This is a genomic window from Vibrio sp. 10N.222.55.A1, from assembly GCF_041473835.1.
In the GTDB taxonomy this organism is placed as follows: Bacteria; Pseudomonadota; Gammaproteobacteria; order Enterobacterales; family Vibrionaceae; genus Vibrio; species Vibrio crassostreae_C.
The window spans coordinates 1-17,688 of record NZ_JBFRSX010000010.1 but is presented as its reverse complement, the minus strand read 5'-3'; the positions used below and the strand labels follow the sequence as shown (position 1 = coordinate 17,688).

Sequence of the window (17,688 nt, the reverse complement as noted above, 5' to 3'; positions counted from 1 at the left end):
GCTTAAACGCTCACTTTCTTATCTCGTGCTGCCAATGCCGCGAAAATCGTGCACGCAAAGGCAACAGATGCGATCAACAGAATCGGCACACTCCAAGAATCTGTCTGAGCATGAAGCTTACCCACCAGCGTTGGACCAGTGGCTGCCAACGCATAACCGATTCCCTGAGCCATACCCGACAATGATGCGGCTTGGCTGCTATTCGATGTACGCAAGCCAACAAAAGAGAGCGCGATAATAAATGTCGAGCAGTTGGCTAATCCAAACAGTCCCACCCAAAAGATCGCAAACTCAGGCAAATACAGAAGACCAATCAATCCAACAAATACACTCGATGCACATAGAGTGATGAGCCATTGTTGATTGTCACTTTTGGCTAAGAACGGCAGTAACAGCAGCCCCGGAACCATAGTCGAAAATTGCAGAAATCCATAAATGTAGCCCGCGTCGATTTCGCTGTAGCCAAGATCGTTCAATATCTGTGGCAACCAGCCAGCCAAAGAGTAGAAGGTAAATGAGTTAAGCCCAAGCGCTAACGTTACTTGCCACGCTACGCCGCTTTTAATCATCTGTTTCATCGGCAGAGGTTTGTCTTGTTGCTTGTTATTGTTGGCTGAAGGTGAGCGTTTTCTGATTTTAGGCAACCAGATCATCAAAGCTAATATTGGGAATATTAGGTTCATTAACAGTGCTAATTGCCAACCCGTGATCGTAAATAAGGTTAGATTTGAAAACGGCACCATCAAACTTGAGCCTAACGTCGACCCGATGCCCATCGTAAAGATGTACAGAGAAGTCACAGTAGCGATGCGTGTCGGGAAGCTAACTTTCACTACTACAGGCAACAACACATTACCAATCGCGATACCAAGCCCGATCATCACCGTGCCGATATACAAGGTTGGGGTTAACCCAGCAGAGCGCAGTGTAATACCCGTAGTGATCAAAACTAAGCCTAAAAGCAAGCTTGGTTCTAGACCAATTCGTTGGGATATCTTGGTGACTAATGGTGAAAATAAGGCAAAAGTTAACAGTGGCAAAGCTGTTAAGAAGCCAGCAGCCGACGACGTAAGGTTGAGGCCTTCCATAACCTGAGAAAGCACAGGAGCCAAGCTCGTAAAAGGCCCACGAAGGTTAAGTGCTAGGAATAGAATCCCTAACATGACGAAAATGCTATTACGAAGAGAGGCGCTCATAGGTTGTTCTACTGTTTGCTTATGAGAAGACAGGCTAGCCTACAGATCATTGAATGATTACACAAATACCGTTTAAATAGGTTTACTAATGATTGAACCTGCGCAGTACGCGCTTAGCCAGAAAAGGTCACCCATGATTGTATTAAATATCGACAAGCTCATCTCGGACTTCCCACTGCTTCAACAATTGATTGCATTGGAAGAAGTGGTTTGGTTTAACCCAAATGTGACGACTCTGGAGCGCGGTTTGCTTTATGTGGGTTTAGGCGAACAAGATATTCACGATGCGAGCATGAGGCTGCAAAGGTTTGCTCCTTATCTAGCCAAGGCGTTTCCTGAAACTCAAGCGACCAATGGCATCATCGAGTCTGAGCTTGTTGACATTCCATCTATGAAATCAGCATTGGGAGCACATTATCAGCAGCCAATAAAAGGGCGTTTGATGATGAAGAAAGACAGCCATTTGCCGATTTCAGGTTCAATCAAAGCGCGTGGTGGTATTTATGAAGTACTAACACATGCCGAGAAGCTTGCGATTGAAGCGGGGTTACTGTGTGAGAGCGATGACTACAGCAAGCTGCTCGAACCTGAGTTTCGTAACTTCTTCCAACAATACAGCATTGCGGTAGGTTCAACGGGTAACCTAGGTATGTCGATCGGTATCATGAGTGCAAAATTAGGCTTTACGGTCTCTGTTCATATGTCGGCAGACGCGAGAGCTTGGAAGAAAAGCAAACTTCGTGAGCATGGCGTCAACGTTGTTGAATATGAACAAGATTATGGCGTTGCAGTAGAACAAGGACGTAAAGAGGCAGAGCAAGACCCGCGTTGTTTTTTCATTGATGATGAAAACTCGCAAACGCTGTTCCTTGGTTACTCTGTGGCTGGAGAAAGGCTCAAGAAGCAATTCGAGCAACAGGGGATTGTGGTTAATGAACAGCATCCTTTGTTTGTTTACTTGCCTTGTGGTGTGGGTGGCGGCCCCGGTGGTGTAGCATTTGGCTTGAAGATGGCCTTTGGTGATCACGTGCACTGTATTTTTGCTGAGCCGACCCATTCGCCTTGCATGTTGCTCGGTGTTCATACGGGGTTGCATGATGAGATTGCGGTACAAGATCTTGGTATCGACAACTTAACAGCTGCGGATGGCTTGGCGGTTGGTCGGGCTTCTGGTTTCGTGGGTCGCGCGATGGAGCGCTTGCTTGATGGTTATTACACATTAACTGATGAACGCATGTATCAATTGCTAGGCGAACTGAACCAAGCTGAGGGTATTCAACTTGAGCCTTCAGCACTCGCAGGTATGCCGGGTGTGATTCATGTTGAGCAGAATAGAGAATATCTTGATCGCCTAGATATTGATGAGTCGACGCTAGCGAATGCAACGCATCTTGTGTGGGCGACTGGCGGAGGCATGGTGCCGAAAGAAGAAATGGCCGCTTACTTGGAAAAATCGTCGTTTTAACCTTAAAGCGTTTATAAGCTAGCTGTTTGTAAACTAGGTGTTTACAAGTATAAGCTGTTGTAAATATCAGCGTTAAAAAGATAAGTCATGATAGAAGAGTGTTGTTTATCGGTTGAACGCACTCTTTTTTACTCCTAAATCCAGTCGTTATTCAAACAATAACTTGCGCAGATCGTTATCCGAAACACACATTTTATAAATTAAGCTTCTTAGATGTTCTAACTATCAGTTAGGTTGAGTGGCATTCAACTTGATAGGGATTGAGCAATGCAAACGGATAAAGTGATGCAGACAAGACACATAAATACACCAGAAAAATTACTCCAGCGTTTAGATGCGATTGGGGAGTCTTTGGAAGCATCGGGTAAGGCTCATGCTTTACTGGGATTGGGCTCGGTAGGTATTGAAACAGAACGACTTGATCAGTATTCAGATGTCGATTTTTTCGCGATAGTACAAACGGGGCATAAGCAGTATTTCTTAGACAGCTTGCATTGGCTATCTGATATTCACCCAATCGACTACGCGGTGAGAAACACCGTCGATGGCTATAAAGTCTTATACGCTGACGGAATCTTTTGCGAATTTGCGGTGTTTGAATCCCACGAGTTAGCGCATATTCCATTTGCTGAAGGGCGCATTGTTTGGCAGCAACCTGAATTTGATACTCAGTGCTGTATCCCACCAGTAAAAGGGGAGGCAGATACTAACTCCGAAGAGTGGATCATAGGCGAAGCATTAACCAATCTTTATGTGGGTATGTCTCGTTATAATCGAGGCGAAAAGCTGTCGGGCAGTCGGTTCGTTCAATCTTACGCACTTGATCGTTTGATCGATCTTGTGGATCAAACTGAGCATTCTGAGCCTGAATTCGTTGATGAATTTATGTCGGATAGAAGACTAGAAGCGCGCTTTCCTAAGTTTGCTCAATTGCTACCAACCTTTACCCAAGGTTACGAGCGCACGGCTGAATCGGCACTTGCCCAACTAGTGTTTCTCAACACCCACTTCACAGTCAACCAAGCCATGTGTGACCGAATCACTGAACTGTGTTCCAGTAAAGATTAAGCCTATAAACTGTTAATCTTAAACCTATTTTCTTGGTGTGCGTAAATAACAGTTGTCGCTCGTCTGTATTGTTGATAGGTTTTAACCATGAAATTTAATTCTGCTTCAACTTCAATTTTCTTTTGGTGGTGCTCTCAATAGAGCAGCACGGAATACTTACATTCTTTAGCTGCTGGACGGTAGCTAAGAATGTCATCAAAAATGTCGCCTCTTTTTATCTCCAGTAGCCTTTTTAACTTGGAGATACACCATGAATACCAACTCAAACAGCCATACCGACAGCAATAATATTGGCAGTAAGAACAATACCAACAAGCCTGAAATCATTCTGACTGGCGATAGAGCTACTGGGCCTTTGCACTTGGGTCATTACGTCGGTTCACTTAAACAAAGAGTCTCTTTGCAGCATATTCACGACCAAACGATATTGGTCGCTGACATGCAAGGGCTTACCGACAACGCCCATAATCCTTCGAAGGTTTCTTCCAACATTCTCAATGTAGTCGCTGACTATCTTGCGGTGGGTATCGACCCGACCAAGACCACGATTTGTCTGCAATCACAGTTGCCGGTGTTAGCTGAGCTCACCATGTTCTACAGCAATCTTGTTTCTATCGCTCGCTTAGAACGGAATCCAACAGTCAAAAGCGAAATTCAGAACAAAGAGTTTGGACGTTCAATTCCAGCAGGCTTCCTCACTTATCCAATCTCACAGGCGGCAGACATCACTGCTTTTAACGCGACTTTAGTGCCTGTTGGCGATGATCAATTGCCGATGTTAGAACAAACCAATGAGATAGTAAGGAAAGTGAATTCGCTCGCTGGCAAACCAATCTTGAATGAATGCAGGCCGCTTCTCAGCAATGCATCTCGCCTCCCTAGTACCGATGGTAAAAGTAAGATGTCTAAATCGATGGGCAACGCCATTAATTTGGGTGCAACAGAGAAAGAGATCAGAGCTTCCGTTAAATCCATGTATACCGATCCAAATCATCTTCGAATTGAAGAGCCAGGCAAGGTAGAAGGGAATATCGTGTTCACTTATCTTGATGCTTTTCACAGTGACGCTAACTATGTCAGTCAACTAAAAGAGCATTACCAAAGAGGTGGGCTAGGTGATGGACAAACTAAGAAAGTGTTGGAAGAGTGCCTGCAAGAGATGCTTCGTCCTATTCGTGAAAGAAGATCTGAGTTACTGGATGATAAAGCGCAACTCATCGATATTTTGCGCCAAGGCACACAAGTATCGAGAGAAAGAACAGAAACCGTGTTGTTTGATGTTAAAGAACTATTTGGCCTGAACATCTTGTAGGTCTCTTCAGCGATTATTATTCATCTTTCCCCCTTTCATGCTCACCTATTCATCGGTCGAGTGCCCGATAGCGATCTGATTTCGCCATCGGATACTCGACCTGTGTGAAACCACCAAAGAGGCTATCGTTTACGTGACTTCTTTGGATTGGTTTTAATGCTTGTTACTGTGCGATTTATCACTCCCTATTTATAGAAATAACACTTCAATATTTAGCTAACTATAAGATTTTAAATAAATTTTGGCTGTATATCTCAGTTCGAAATACATCATTAATTATGTTTTGAATTAATCTCACATATGCAACTTAGTTGGTTTCTTTATGTGTAATATCTATCGTTAAGATGTGCGCTCATCGATTTGATGAATTTATAAAACATAATTATAAAGGTGATGTATGCGTAGTACACATTTACTAATGCTATTTCCGATAGCTTTCACGTCTCAAGCTGCCAACGTTGTCGACTATTCAAAACTTGACTTGTCTAAAGTACTTAATAATACAAAACAAGGGTTTACAGCCGTAAGTGAGCCGCTTTCTTATCAAGATATAACCCAAGTCAACATAGATACAACAACGCTGTTACGTAAGAAGCAATTCCATTATGGAGTACCTGTTTACGGACAATCTGTGGTCGTGGATCTTTCTAGGCAAGGTATTGCAACAGCCGTTGATGGCCAAGTCTTAACAGGCATCGAGTCTGATATTGGTTCAACACTACCGCTGATTAACGCTAAACAAGCCGTTGAAATTGCGAAATCAAAGTACAAAGGTATTGCAGCAGCGACCATTCGTGACCCTAATACCGAGCTTGTTATCTGGCTTGATCAACAGGAACAAGCACGCCTCATCTACAAGATTGATTTCTTACAAACCAAAGGAATGGGGCCTTCAAGACCAATTACGCTTGTTGATGCGAAATCGGGAGAGTTACTCGATCAGTGGGAAGGCATTGCTTTCATTGAAGCTGAGGGGCCTGGTGGAAACGAGAAAAGCGGTCGTTACTATTTTGGTTCAAATACGGGATTTGGAGGATTTCAAGTTAACTCTAATTGCCAAATGGACAGCCAGAATGTTGTCACTCTGAACATGAACAATCAGCAGAGTTCAGGACAAATACATCGGTTTAGTTGTAACGGTAACAATGGCGTGAACGTTAACAATTATCGCGCAGTGAATGGTGCTTATGCGCCTATGAATGACGCTCATTATTTTGGACAACGTGTATTCGACATGTACCAAGATTGGCTAAATACACGTCCGATTAAGCAAAAACTCACGATGCGTGTTCACTATGGTTCAAACTATGGGAACGCATTTTGGGATGGTCGCCAAATGACATTTGGTGATGGCGACCAATCTATGTACCCGTTAGCGACATGGGATGTAATTGCCCATGAGGTGAGCCACGGTTTTACTGAACAAAACTCCGGACTTGAGTACCGTGGAATGTCAGGCGGTATGAATGAATCTTTCTCAGATGTGGCCGCTGCCGCATTAAGTGAATTTGTGCACGGTAGCTTCAATTGGAAGATGGGCGAGCATGTAATGAAAAATAGTGATGCAATGCGTTACTTCATTCAACCAAGCCAAGATGGTATATCTATTGACCACGTCAACCAATACTATAGCGGCATTGATGTACACCACAGTTCAGGGGTCTTTAATAAAGCGTTCTACCATTTGTCGACAAGTAATAACTGGGGTATTAAAAAAGCGTTTAAGGCCTACGCGACGGCTAACCAGCTTTACTGGACACCTAACTCGGATTTTCAACAAGGTGCTGACGGTGTCTGCAAAGCCGCTAAAGATCTTGGTTATGAAACCTCAGCTGTAAGTTCAGCGTTTAGTCAGGTAGGTATTGATGTTCAAAACTGTGGTGCGGGCCAGCCAAATCCAAATCCTAACCCGCCAACTCCGGGTGTTGTAGAGCTAGAGATCAATACACCAACGCCTATACAAGGCGAAAGTGAGAATCAACAACAATTTGTGCTTAAGAACGCGCCGGCTGATGAAGTGTGGATTCAGACTTATAATGGCTACGGCGATGTAGATATGTACGTTGCAATCGGTCGACCAGCAACGATCAATGACTATGATTGTTCTTCGACCAATCAGGGTAACCGCGAATACTGTGGTTTTAGTGGGATACAGGGAAGTGACGTATACGTGATGGCTGCTGGGACTCAAGGTTCGATGGATGCGTATGTTGCTGTGAGTGCTGACTTAGAAACTCCTCAGCCTGAGCCAGAACCAGAACCACAAGCCTTGTGTGACAACCTTCAAGAGTGGAATCCAAACTACTACTATCCTACTGGTGCGGCTGTTCAATATTATGGCCACCGATTCACCGCATCGGCGGACAATTGGGGTGCAGATCCGTTCGATAATTATTGGTATTGGGTATTTGAAGGTGCTTGTTACTAGTTAAAACGGTTTAAAGTGACGTAATACCTATGATAAGGGAGCGCAGTCAGTGCTCCCTTTATTCGTTCAAAGTGAGAAGTGAAGATGTACGCTTATCTTGTGTTAGTAAATCTAACATTAGAGTATGTAACTTAGCGTTATTCAGCATTTAATATTCAACATTTAGTAACGACGAGACAAGGACGATTAAATTGGAAATCAGTCATTTAGATCATTTGGTATTAACCGTGAAAGATTTACAAGTTACGGTCGACTTTTACCAACGGGTACTTGGAATGAAGCCTATCGAATTTGGCGAGGGCAGGTTGGCGTTGTCATTTGGAACGCAGAAGATCAATTTACACCTCAGAGGTAGCGAGTTCGAGCCAAAGGCAAGGCGTGTGCAGGTCGGTAGTGCAGATCTCTGCTTTATTACCAATATGCCAATTGCTGAAGCCACTGAACATATCAAAGCACAAGGCGTCGTCATAGAAGAGGGACCAGTACAGCGAACCGGTGCGACGGGAAAAATTGTCTCTGTTTATATTCGAGATCCTGATGGCAACCTCATTGAAGTCTCGAATTATTAGTTTTAGACCTACAATCGTACGCTTTTCTTTACTCTTCAAGTACATGACATTTCACTTTTACGCTGCTTGGTGCTGGATGTCGTCAGCCAAATAAAATACAATCGAACAATGTTTTATTAATTCGTGCTTTATCATTATAATGAGAAACTTACTCATATTCATCGTTAGCCTGTTCTTCTTAACAGCCTGTTCTTCAACGAGTAATCATCAGCTAGACGACGAGACATTGAGCAACGAAGACGCTATGTCGAAAAGTATAGAGGGAGAGAGTAATCTCGAGACTTCAAAGGATACAAACGCTGAGACCAGCGTTGATTCTTCCCATGATTCAATCGTTAATCATCAACCACTCACTAACCTTGATTCAAATAAAGACACGATAGCTCACGCCAATGCAGAGCCAGAATCAGTGGAGCCTTCTCAAATAGAAGCGACAGAAACAACTGAAAGCGATGCTAAGAGTGGCGGTGAAAAAGGCATCGGAAGCTATTTTATTCGTCATAATAAACCGACTAAGACGGTGATTAAATCACTAGAGGGCGTGACAGATGCATTGAACGTCATGACGTTTGGGATATTTGCCACCGGTAACGGTTAAATCGTTAACTTAGAACCACAACCTAATAGATAGAATGAAACGTGAAGGCGAGCCAGATGGTTCGCCTTTTTTGATCTTCTAAATCTGGCCACCGTTGTTCCTAAGAATCATGCACACTTATCTGAGCGCTGAGTCAGGCGACGGTTAACGAAAATAGGAAATTATTAGTTCTGGAAGGGAGTCGCCGAATTTACCCTGTTTGACTTGTTATATGTATCAAGGGTTCTAATACTCATCCCAAAGTAAGTAATGAAATCTAATCTTACAAAGACAAGTCTTATATTCACTTACGAGCATAGTAAGATGTTTGCTGTTAAGTCGGTTTGGGTTTAGTTATCAATATTCTAGGGAAGAAAAATGAAGAATAAGAGTGTGTTTTTAAGTGCCGCATTGGTGATGTTGTCAGCTCATGCAAATGCATCAGACGCGAGCCATGAGTCTGTATCAGATGGTGTTATCGCAGAACAAAGAGCTAAGCTTTCTGAAAATACCCAAGGAAAAGGTTTTGGCCCGCAAGCCCCACGAGATTTGGGTTCATTAGAAGGAACCAATACCAGGCTGTTCTCGGATGCCCCTGATTCAACAGCGATGAACTTATGTAATATTCACTTCCATAAAAATGCTGAGCATAAAGGCGGCGAGTTTACTCAATACGCTGGTAACGGTGATGGTAAGGGATTCCAGAGTGGCTTTAAATACACAGGCAAGCTGAGTTCTGCTGAGCTGAAACCATTTGAGAGCAAGGTTTGTCCGAGCGAGCATGGTTCTTTGCATTCGGGTGACACCATTGAAGTTCACTATGTTTATTCAACGGCGCAAGTTGAACCGGGTGAAACATTGGGTGCTTGTTTTAACGACGCAATTACCAACCCGCAACTGCGTGTAGAAACCCAAGTTTACGTATTAGTGAATGACGACAGAGCACTCGACTTTGAAGCGCTCGCTAAACATTCAAAAGTGAACGGCTTACACCAAGCACCAAACATCCCACAAGATACTGGCTCAGCGATCCAATACGCAGGCTCTACAACGGGCCCTGGTTACAATGAGCAAGGTTCACCTTTCCAAGTAACATGGAGCGTTAGACCACAAGTCGCGAAAGTAAATATCGCGACAGTAGGTAGCTGGTGTGAAGGCAATGACTTTAACGAAGATCACGCCCACGGTGTGAGAAACTTGGTGGTTAACCCTGAGCTGTTATCACCTATTCGTAATGACTAAACGGTTCTGACGAATAAAATGATCAAGGCGAGCCAATAGGTTCGCCTTTTTTATGCCCTAACGAAAAGCACTTAGGTTTTAGGTTTAATTAAGTCTGGTGGGTAAATTACGTGCGACACTTATTCAAAACATGAGTTGTGTAAATAGAACTTAGTCAAAAACGTTCTTTACCAGAATCGAAGCTCCATGATACGTTCATGATCAATTATGTTGGGTTATAGAAAAGGACAGTCCAATGTCATTAGAAAGTGCGATTACATTCTTTATTGCCATGTTTGTATTTGGTATTACTCCGGGGCCTGGCGTCTTTGCCATTTTAGCTCGTGCTATGGTTCAAGGATGGCGAAAGTGCGTCACGCTTTCGTTAGGTATGATATGCAGTGATCTTATTTACCTTGCGCTTGCCTGTTTCGGTCTAGCAACGATTGCCGAGAATTGGTCGATTGCGTTTGAGGTGATTCGCTACGTTGGTGCAGCTTATTTGATTTACTTGGGCTATAAGATGTTTAAGATCTTACCTGAAGTGCAAGGCTCAGCTGAACTCGCCGCCAAACAGAGTCAGAAATCCGAACTCGCGAGTTTCGCGCAAGGCTTTTTGATTTCAGCATCAAACCCTAAAGTGATTCTGTTTTATATTTCGTTCTTGCCGACTTTCATTGATTTGACGGTTTACGCTCACAAGATATCGTCTTGGTTTCCGTTTTAGCATTTGTTGCTTTGATGTCTGGTGTAATGCTGATTGCGATGGGTGCGGGCAGAATGGCAGGTTTGTTAAAAACGCCACGCGCACATAAAAGGTTAAACCAAAGTGCTGGTGGAATAATGATTGCTGCTGGCTCATATTTGGCGATCAATCGATAAATACGAATCTTTAAACAAAAAGGCGAACCGATGGGTTCGCCTTTTTAGTTGGATATAAATGCCATCGTTTAAACAGAGACTTGTTTGTTAGTCACAATGGTGCAATTATTTAACGAGTGATATTACTCAGATGCATGTCTTATGATGACTATCGAACAACAGCTTTCTCGGCTGGATCTAAACTTATTGGTGTCGTTAAGTGTTTTAATCAAAGAGAGGAACGTAACGCGAGCTGCCAATACCTTGTATCTGTCTCAGCCTGCGATGAGTCGTACCTTAAGTCGCTTGCGAGAGTTGTTTGATGACCCACTGTTCTATCGAGAGTCTAATGGCTTAGTGCCCACGCAAAAAGCGTTAGAACTGCAAGCACCTTTAGAAGAGTTGCTATTGGCGATGCGAAGCCTAGTAACGAAATCTGCGTTTGATCCTGCTGAGTGTGTTCAAACCTTTGTTGTTTCTGTACCGCCATTAATGAGTCGGATGCTTTCTGTGCCCCTTGCTGAACGGTTCATGCACGATGCTCCAAACGCCAGTCTTATCGAATATCCGATTGCAAAAACGCCTACTAGCCAGCTGTTATCACGAGATGTGGATTTTACGATTCACATCGAAGCCCCGAGCAATCCAATCGAATTTCCATACGTGAGTCTTGGGCAGATCTATCCAGTATTTTACGTTTCTGAACATCACCCTTTAGCCAAAGCTGAAAATGTCACACTTGAGCAGTGCCTTGAATCTCGCTTTGTCGATCTCACGCTCGATATTCGCTCGAATTACGGACTGCAACACCCTGTAGACTCTTTTTTAGCTAAGAATGGAATGCAAAGAGACATTGCTTTTAAAAGCGGACAGCTTCTTACGTTAGTGGAAGTGATGCAGAGTTCGAATACAATTTTGGTTGCGACCCACAAATTGACGGAACTAGAGGGAATAAGCGACAAGATAGTGCCGATATTCTCTCTAGATAATGTTCCCGAGTTAATGTTCGAGCTGTTTTTAATTGAGCATAAAAGAACTGTTACTAGCCCAGCCCATCAATGGTTCAAGAACTTAGTCGTGTCGGTGATTGAAGACGTTGTTTGTGACAGTTGATTAAGGCTACGGACTTTAGAGCTGGCCTAAGCAATAACCAGCTAGAGCAATAACCGACCTCCAGTTTTCATATGGATCTGGTTTAGATACTTCAGCGCCTGTGATTCATAACATGACGTCTTCCTTTCCAGCTTTATTATTTCTAATCATCAGTTGGTTTGCGCTCAGCCAATTTCAACGACAGCCCTAAACTGGATTAATTACCCTACCTGTCTATTGTTAAGCAGTGAGCCTGTTGAAGGTAATCGTTCATCTTAAGAATAAATCGATAGTGGTGACATAACTTTCATGCATATCTCTTATACGGCGATGTCATTTGTGAATTTATGCTGCCTTGATAACATTGTTCACAAGTTGAGCGGTTAACGAACTAACTGTTCGAACAAAAACAAATGGACTATGTATTGATTTAGCGTTATCGATTTTATTAGAGGTCAACAATGAAAAAATTAGCATTAGTAGTTTTAGGTTTAAGCGCAGTTTCTCTTTCTTCTTACGCAGCTGAAGAAGTTTCAACTCTGACAGAGTTCTTCAATGCCGATGGTGAAGTTACTACCGTCGACAATTACGCGGTGTACGAAACGTCACGCCAATATTTGAAAAACCAAGAGCTTGTTGGCGTTAATAAATTCCTACACAAACGCGAGCTAACGCCAACTGATAAACAGCCTGTGGTTCGAATGAACCGAGACACTTACTACTCAATGGCTGTGATTAACGTTTCACAGGGCGCGACGATTACGCTACCTGAGATTCCTGAAGGCAAATACATGTCGATGGAAGTGATTACAGAAGACCACCGCATTCAGCCAATGCAATACGGTCCTGGTACGTTTGATCTTTCTACTCACAGTGGTGACCACGTGTATGTAATCGTTCGTACCGACGCGACGTTCACCAAAGATGAAGTTCATAAAATCCAAGATCAGATGAGCATAGATGCAAAAGCAGACGCCGAATTCATGGCAATGCAAGTGGATGAGAAATCATTCGAGAAGGTCGAGAAAAACCTTAAGATGGAAATGCCAAAACTACTGAAACGCGATGGTGCTCAGGCGACGTTTGGTATGTTTACCAGCCCTGAAGATGCTTCAAAAGAGATGTTTACCAAAGAGAAGTACGCGGTGGGTGCGGCTATCGGTTGGGGTGGCGCGCAGTTAGATGACAATATCTACGAAGTCTCTGGCAACTTCCCAGCAGACACTTGTCATCAGGCAACCTTTGATGACCCTAAAAACCAAGCGTTTTGGTCGGTAACTGTCTACAACAAACAAGGTTTTATGTTTGGTGAAGTGGCGAACGTAAGCTCAAACACGGCTGAGAAAAATGCAGACGGTACTTACACTGTTAGCTTTGGTTGTGGCGATGATGCGGTGAACAACATCAAAACAGCGAACGACTCTGGTGTGTTTAACTTGGCTTTCCGCCATTACATTCCGAGCCAAAAAGTACGTGATGGATTCCGAGTGCTTCCTTATGTGAAAGTGATTAATTAAAACGATATAGCTTAAACGGAATAGCTTAAAACGATATCGCAAAATATCGATTCATGAAGCGCGTTATTGCCACTGGCAGTAACGCGCTTTTTTATTTGTTCGATAGCAGTGTCTCTGGCCTATTGCTGTGTATTCGCGCATGTTTTTCTAAACGACTTTATTAGTTGTTAATCAGATTTCCCAGTGTAGATTCCGCGTTAGATACGCCATATGTTATGCAAGTGTGACTAACATATGCTTTTCATATAATTTAGCTAAAGTTATCGAGATTTTGACAGATAAAGGATTAGTGGGAGCTCTAACACGAGACAGAACGTGCGAGCTTTGGTTTCAGTTATTGAAACCTTCAGAGAATTTTTAACAAACTTGCGTCGAGACAACCTAAATGAAGAAAACAATCCTATTTGCCGTTTTTATTATGTTTGGCATTGCAGTCGCTGCGAGTATGGCGTCAACCTATTTCATTTCAAGTGAAAAAATCGATGAGATAATATTGAACAAATCTCAAGTTCAAGCCGAATTCTTGGCTGGAAATGCTGGGTATATCTTAGAGAATTCAGACAACCCAGTTCAAGATTTACAAAAGCTGGTGGGTGAGCTGAAACAGCGATCTGATGTCACTTATGCCATTGTTATTGATAGTAACGTAAGTGCTATTGCTCACAGCGATAAAAATAAACTTAATAAGGTTTACGAAGATAGCTATACCGTTAAAGGTGCAACCCAAGGCGTACAACAGTATTCAAAATGGTACGCTGATGTTCAAAAAGTATGGGTGTTTGACATCATGGCACCTATCTACGTCAACGGTGAGCTGTACGGCACCTTTGATATCGGCATTCCTATCACAGAGGTTAGCCAAGCAACGAACGGTATTATTAGCTACCAGCTAGCTTCAATGGTTTTCATTTTTGTTGTTTGTCTCGTTGTTCTATCGCTTCTTCTTAGCAAACTGATGCAGCCTCTCTTAGTATTGAAAAACACATTACACGATATTTCTGAAGGTGATGGTGACCTATCGGTACGTTTGCCTATCAAAGGGAATGACGAAGTTGCTCAAATCTCATCGGCTTTCAATGTGTTCGTTGGCAAGGTGCACGAGATTATTACTCAAACAGTGAATACGGGTGTTGAATTAAATAGCACCGCTATTGGGCTTCGTGAACAGTCGCAGCAAGCATTGCAAAGAGGACAAGAGCAGAACGAACAAACCATGTTGGTCGTGACATCTATGAATGAAATGATCGCCACGGTTAATGAAATTGCGTCTAGCGCGGCTGGTGCTGCAAGCGCGGCAAACATGGCGGCAAGTGAAACTCAAGAAGGTCATAAGACGATCGAGAAGACCACAAATTCGATTGCAAACCTTGAAGCCGAAATGAATAGTGCTTCTAACATCATCGTGAGCCTTGCTGATAATACTCAGTCGATCGGTACTATTCTTGACGTTATTCGAGGTATCTCTGAGCAAACAAACTTGCTTGCACTCAACGCTGCGATTGAAGCTGCACGTGCTGGTGAAGCTGGTCGAGGCTTTGCGGTTGTTGCTGATGAAGTTCGTAACCTTGCGACAAAAACAGCACAGTCGACCGATGAAATTGACACTATGATCAACCAACTTCAAACCGAAGCTAAGAACGCTGTTAGCTCGATGAGTAATAGTAAGAACCTAATTGAAGAGGGTACGACTGAAACTGAAATGGCTCGCCAAGCTTTGGAAAAGATTTCAACGCAAGTTTTGGCTATTCTCGATATTAATACGCAAGTCGCAACGGCAACGGAGCAGCAGTCAGCGGTAGCGAATGAAATTAATATGAACATGGATACGGTTAATAGCTCAGTCAAAAATGGTTTGAGCGCCAGTGAGAAGTTAGAGCAATCAAGCCAGCAGTTGGCAGAGTTATCACAAGTTCTCGATCGTTATGTCGGTTCATTTAAAATCTAGAACTCCCAACATATCTCATTAAGAGATGTGTTGAGCCTCCAGTAATTTAATAGCGCTTATGTCATACATGAGCGCTATTTTTTTGTGATATGCCGACGCCGAAATCCACCATTGGTTTAAACGATTCATCGTAGATGAGACTATATTTGTAGTAGATGTAGCAATAATGCGCTACACAAGTTATGAATGTACTATTCGCGTTGTGAACGATGAGTGTTAAACCAAGCACATCATCTGGTTTATAGAAATTCAATAAAAAATCGCGTTATTGCCGAGTAGCAATAACGCGCTATTTTGTCTTAGCTTAATGATTTGTCTTAGCTTAATGATTTGTCTTAGTTTAATGTTCTATCTTAGTTTACCAATGGAGCACTTGCTGGTGGCAAGTCACGCTTCTTAATCACGTATCGCAAGCGAATTAACATCAACGTCGCTGAAACGCTCAAGCCCGTTAGGATACCAATCCAAAAGCCTTCTTCACCCATTGCAGGAACAATGTGGTCTGTTAAGCCCAACACCATGCCGAGTGGTAGTGCTAAGCCCCAGTATGAAGCGATAGCTAAGATCATCGGGATCTTAGTGTCTTTATAGCCACGTAGTGCGCCGTTAGCAGACGTTTGCAATGCATCGCTGAATTGATACATCGCCGTAAAGGTCAACAATACCGCTGCCGTAGCGCTTATTGCAGGGTCGGTCGTGTAAAGTCTAATGATCCACTCAGGGAACAGCAGGAACATCGCAACCGAAAGCAATGAAATTAACGCTGCAACCAAGATACCGACTTTGCTGCGCTCAATCGCTCCGAGTTCGTCTTTCTCGCCTAATGCATGTCCAACACGAATCGTAATGCCAAATGAGATACTCATAGGAATCACGTAAGTTAGGCTTGAGATGTTAAGTGCAATTTGTGCCGCTGCCACGTTCTCTGCACCAATACGACCAATCATCAGTGCGATTACCGCAAAGATACTGCCACACACCGCGATGTTCATCCCGATAGGTAAACCTAATCTTAGAAGGTGAAGCATCTCTTTTGCTTTTGGTTTAGCGTCTGCAAAACTAATAATGGTTTTGTAGTGGTGATGACCTTTAATGTAGGAATACAGCATTCCTGACATTAACCAATAAACCAAGCTTGTCGCCCAGCCACAACCCACAGCGCCCATTTCAGGGAAGCCAAACTTACCGTAAATAAGCACGTAGTTGACCGGAATATTCACCAACAAACCAACCACAGAAATGATCATCGGCACTTTGGTGTTGTTCATACCCTCACAGAAGCCATTCAAGGTGTAGAACAGGGCAATACCCGGCACACCAAAGGCGAGGGCGAACGCATAATCACTGCCAATTGGAATGATCTCAGCGGCAACACCAATCCATTCTAAGATCGGTTTCGCACTCACTAAATAAGCGATAAGTAATACGCTAGCAATTAATGCCAACCAAACCATCTGGAAGAATTCAACAGAGATACTTTGAAAGTCGCGTGCACCGCGGTGGTAAGCAACAACGGGTGTTAAGGCCATAATCACACCACGTAGTAGCAGCAATACAGGAATCCAAAGGCTTGTGCCGAGTGCAATAGCGGCGAGGTCGGCAGGGCTTACTTGGCCAGCCATTGTCGTATCGACAAATCCCATCGCTTGGGTAGCTATTTGAGTCAAAATGATTGGAACCGAAAGATGCATAAGCGCACCCGATTCACGAGTAAAAGGACGAAATTTCGTTAGCATGGAAGTTCACAACACCAATATAAATACACGAATGATGGCAGGATGGCCGGTGTGCATTTTAGGATGTGCCCCGTTGGGCGGGCGACAATATAAACACCTTACCGTATAGGGTCAAGCTTTGGATTTATAGAGTTTCACTTGCTCCGAGGTACGGATAGGTTCTGATGGTTACAACACGGGTTTAACGCGCGTAAGTTCATGATTTCGTGGGAATCATGCTAGTTGGATAATTTCTATATTTGCCACGCTAATCACTAAGGTTGTGGTATAAGTGATTGTTATGGAAAGACAAAGGCTAGTACAATTGGTGACTAATGAACTAGGCAGAATTTTCTGTAGCACAGCTGTTATACAAATACAGGGATGAAAATGGAAATTACAGTTAAGAAAATATCGAAAAGGTCTCTTTTCAAAATGCTCTTTATCGGCTTTAGCCTGAGCTTCTTTGTCTTCTTTTTAGTATGTGGTATCGCATCTATATTTGGTGCGGAGACTGTAAAGTGGGATGAAACACCAGTAACGGGCATATCAGGCCTGCTGCTCGCCTTGGCTATGTGGCCAATATTTAGTTTGATTCTAACATTATTTATGTGGTGCTTTGTAGCATTTGGCTTGTGGATTTACTCTTTGGTTAAACCTCTGAACCTGCTCTTTAAAGAAACTGCAGAGCACAATTAACCACTTGTATAACAAATAAGGAT

At 43.2% G+C, this 17,688-nt stretch carries 13 protein-coding genes and 1 pseudogene; 12 read left to right on the top strand and 2 right to left on the bottom strand.

What is annotated here, in order from left to right:
* Positions 1-2 precede the first annotated feature (2 nt).
* A complete protein-coding gene (locus tag AB4493_RS02630; protein WP_372055142.1) occupies positions 3-1,196 on the bottom strand; it encodes a CynX/NimT family MFS transporter in 1,194 nt (397 codons plus the stop codon).
* 133 nt (positions 1,197-1,329) lie between these two features.
* Between AB4493_RS02630 and AB4493_RS02625 the strand changes: the two genes are divergently transcribed.
* The 11 genes and pseudogenes from AB4493_RS02625 to AB4493_RS02575 all read left to right on the top strand — a co-directional run bounded on the left by AB4493_RS02625 (position 1,330) and on the right by AB4493_RS02575 (position 15,251).
* Complete coding sequence (locus tag AB4493_RS02625; RefSeq protein ID WP_372154476.1) at positions 1,330-2,661, top strand: D-serine ammonia-lyase; 1,332 nt, start codon at positions 1,330-1,332, stop codon at positions 2,659-2,661.
* A 267-nt stretch (positions 2,662-2,928) separates the two neighbouring features.
* Positions 2,929-3,729 carry a hypothetical protein gene (locus AB4493_RS02620; RefSeq protein ID WP_017079146.1) on the top strand — a complete coding sequence of 267 codons (801 nt, stop codon included), beginning with the start codon at positions 2,929-2,931 and terminating at the stop codon, positions 3,727-3,729.
* A 250-nt stretch (positions 3,730-3,979) separates the two neighbouring features.
* Positions 3,980-5,041 carry a tryptophan--tRNA ligase gene (gene trpS / locus AB4493_RS02615; protein ID WP_372154467.1) on the top strand — a complete coding sequence of 354 codons (1,062 nt, stop codon included), beginning with the start codon at positions 3,980-3,982 and terminating at the stop codon, positions 5,039-5,041.
* 397 nt (positions 5,042-5,438) lie between these two features.
* Entirely contained in the window at positions 5,439-7,469 is a 2,031-nt protein-coding gene (locus AB4493_RS02610; protein WP_372154466.1) for a M4 family metallopeptidase, read from the top strand.
* A 191-nt stretch (positions 7,470-7,660) separates the two neighbouring features.
* Positions 7,661-8,038 (top strand): VOC family protein, encoded by a 378-nt coding sequence (locus AB4493_RS02605; RefSeq protein WP_371705855.1) that lies wholly within the window; start codon positions 7,661-7,663, stop codon positions 8,036-8,038.
* Between the two features lie 136 nt (positions 8,039-8,174).
* A complete protein-coding gene (locus tag AB4493_RS02600; protein ID WP_029235242.1) occupies positions 8,175-8,636 on the top strand; it encodes a hypothetical protein in 462 nt (153 codons plus the stop codon).
* A 357-nt stretch (positions 8,637-8,993) separates the two neighbouring features.
* A complete protein-coding gene (locus AB4493_RS02595) occupies positions 8,994-9,857 on the top strand; it encodes a delta-class carbonic anhydrase (protein ID WP_372154465.1) in 864 nt (287 codons plus the stop codon).
* A 235-nt stretch (positions 9,858-10,092) separates the two neighbouring features.
* A pseudogene (locus AB4493_RS02590) lies at positions 10,093-10,718 on the top strand (LysE family translocator).
* A gap of 141 nt (positions 10,719-10,859) precedes the next feature.
* Positions 10,860-11,810: a LysR family transcriptional regulator gene (locus tag AB4493_RS02585; protein ID WP_372122755.1), complete on the top strand. Its 951-nt coding sequence runs from the start codon at positions 10,860-10,862 to the stop codon at positions 11,808-11,810.
* A gap of 440 nt (positions 11,811-12,250) precedes the next feature.
* Complete coding sequence (locus AB4493_RS02580) at positions 12,251-13,306, top strand: DUF1254 domain-containing protein (RefSeq protein ID WP_017082308.1); 1,056 nt, start codon at positions 12,251-12,253, stop codon at positions 13,304-13,306.
* Between the two features lie 418 nt (positions 13,307-13,724).
* Entirely contained in the window at positions 13,725-15,251 is a 1,527-nt protein-coding gene (locus tag AB4493_RS02575) for a methyl-accepting chemotaxis protein (protein WP_017079164.1), read from the top strand.
* 353 nt (positions 15,252-15,604) lie between these two features.
* On the opposite strand, the gene AB4493_RS02570 is transcribed toward AB4493_RS02575, so the two are convergent.
* Positions 15,605-16,987: an MATE family efflux transporter gene (locus AB4493_RS02570; protein WP_371980136.1), complete on the bottom strand. Its 1,383-nt coding sequence runs from the start codon at positions 16,985-16,987 to the stop codon at positions 15,605-15,607.
* A gap of 363 nt (positions 16,988-17,350) precedes the next feature.
* Here AB4493_RS02570 and AB4493_RS02565 point away from each other — a divergent pair, with 363 nt between their 5' ends.
* Positions 17,351-17,665 carry a hypothetical protein gene (locus tag AB4493_RS02565; RefSeq protein ID WP_372154464.1) on the top strand — a complete coding sequence of 105 codons (315 nt, stop codon included), beginning with the start codon at positions 17,351-17,353 and terminating at the stop codon, positions 17,663-17,665.
* Positions 17,666-17,688: the final 23 nt, after the last annotated feature.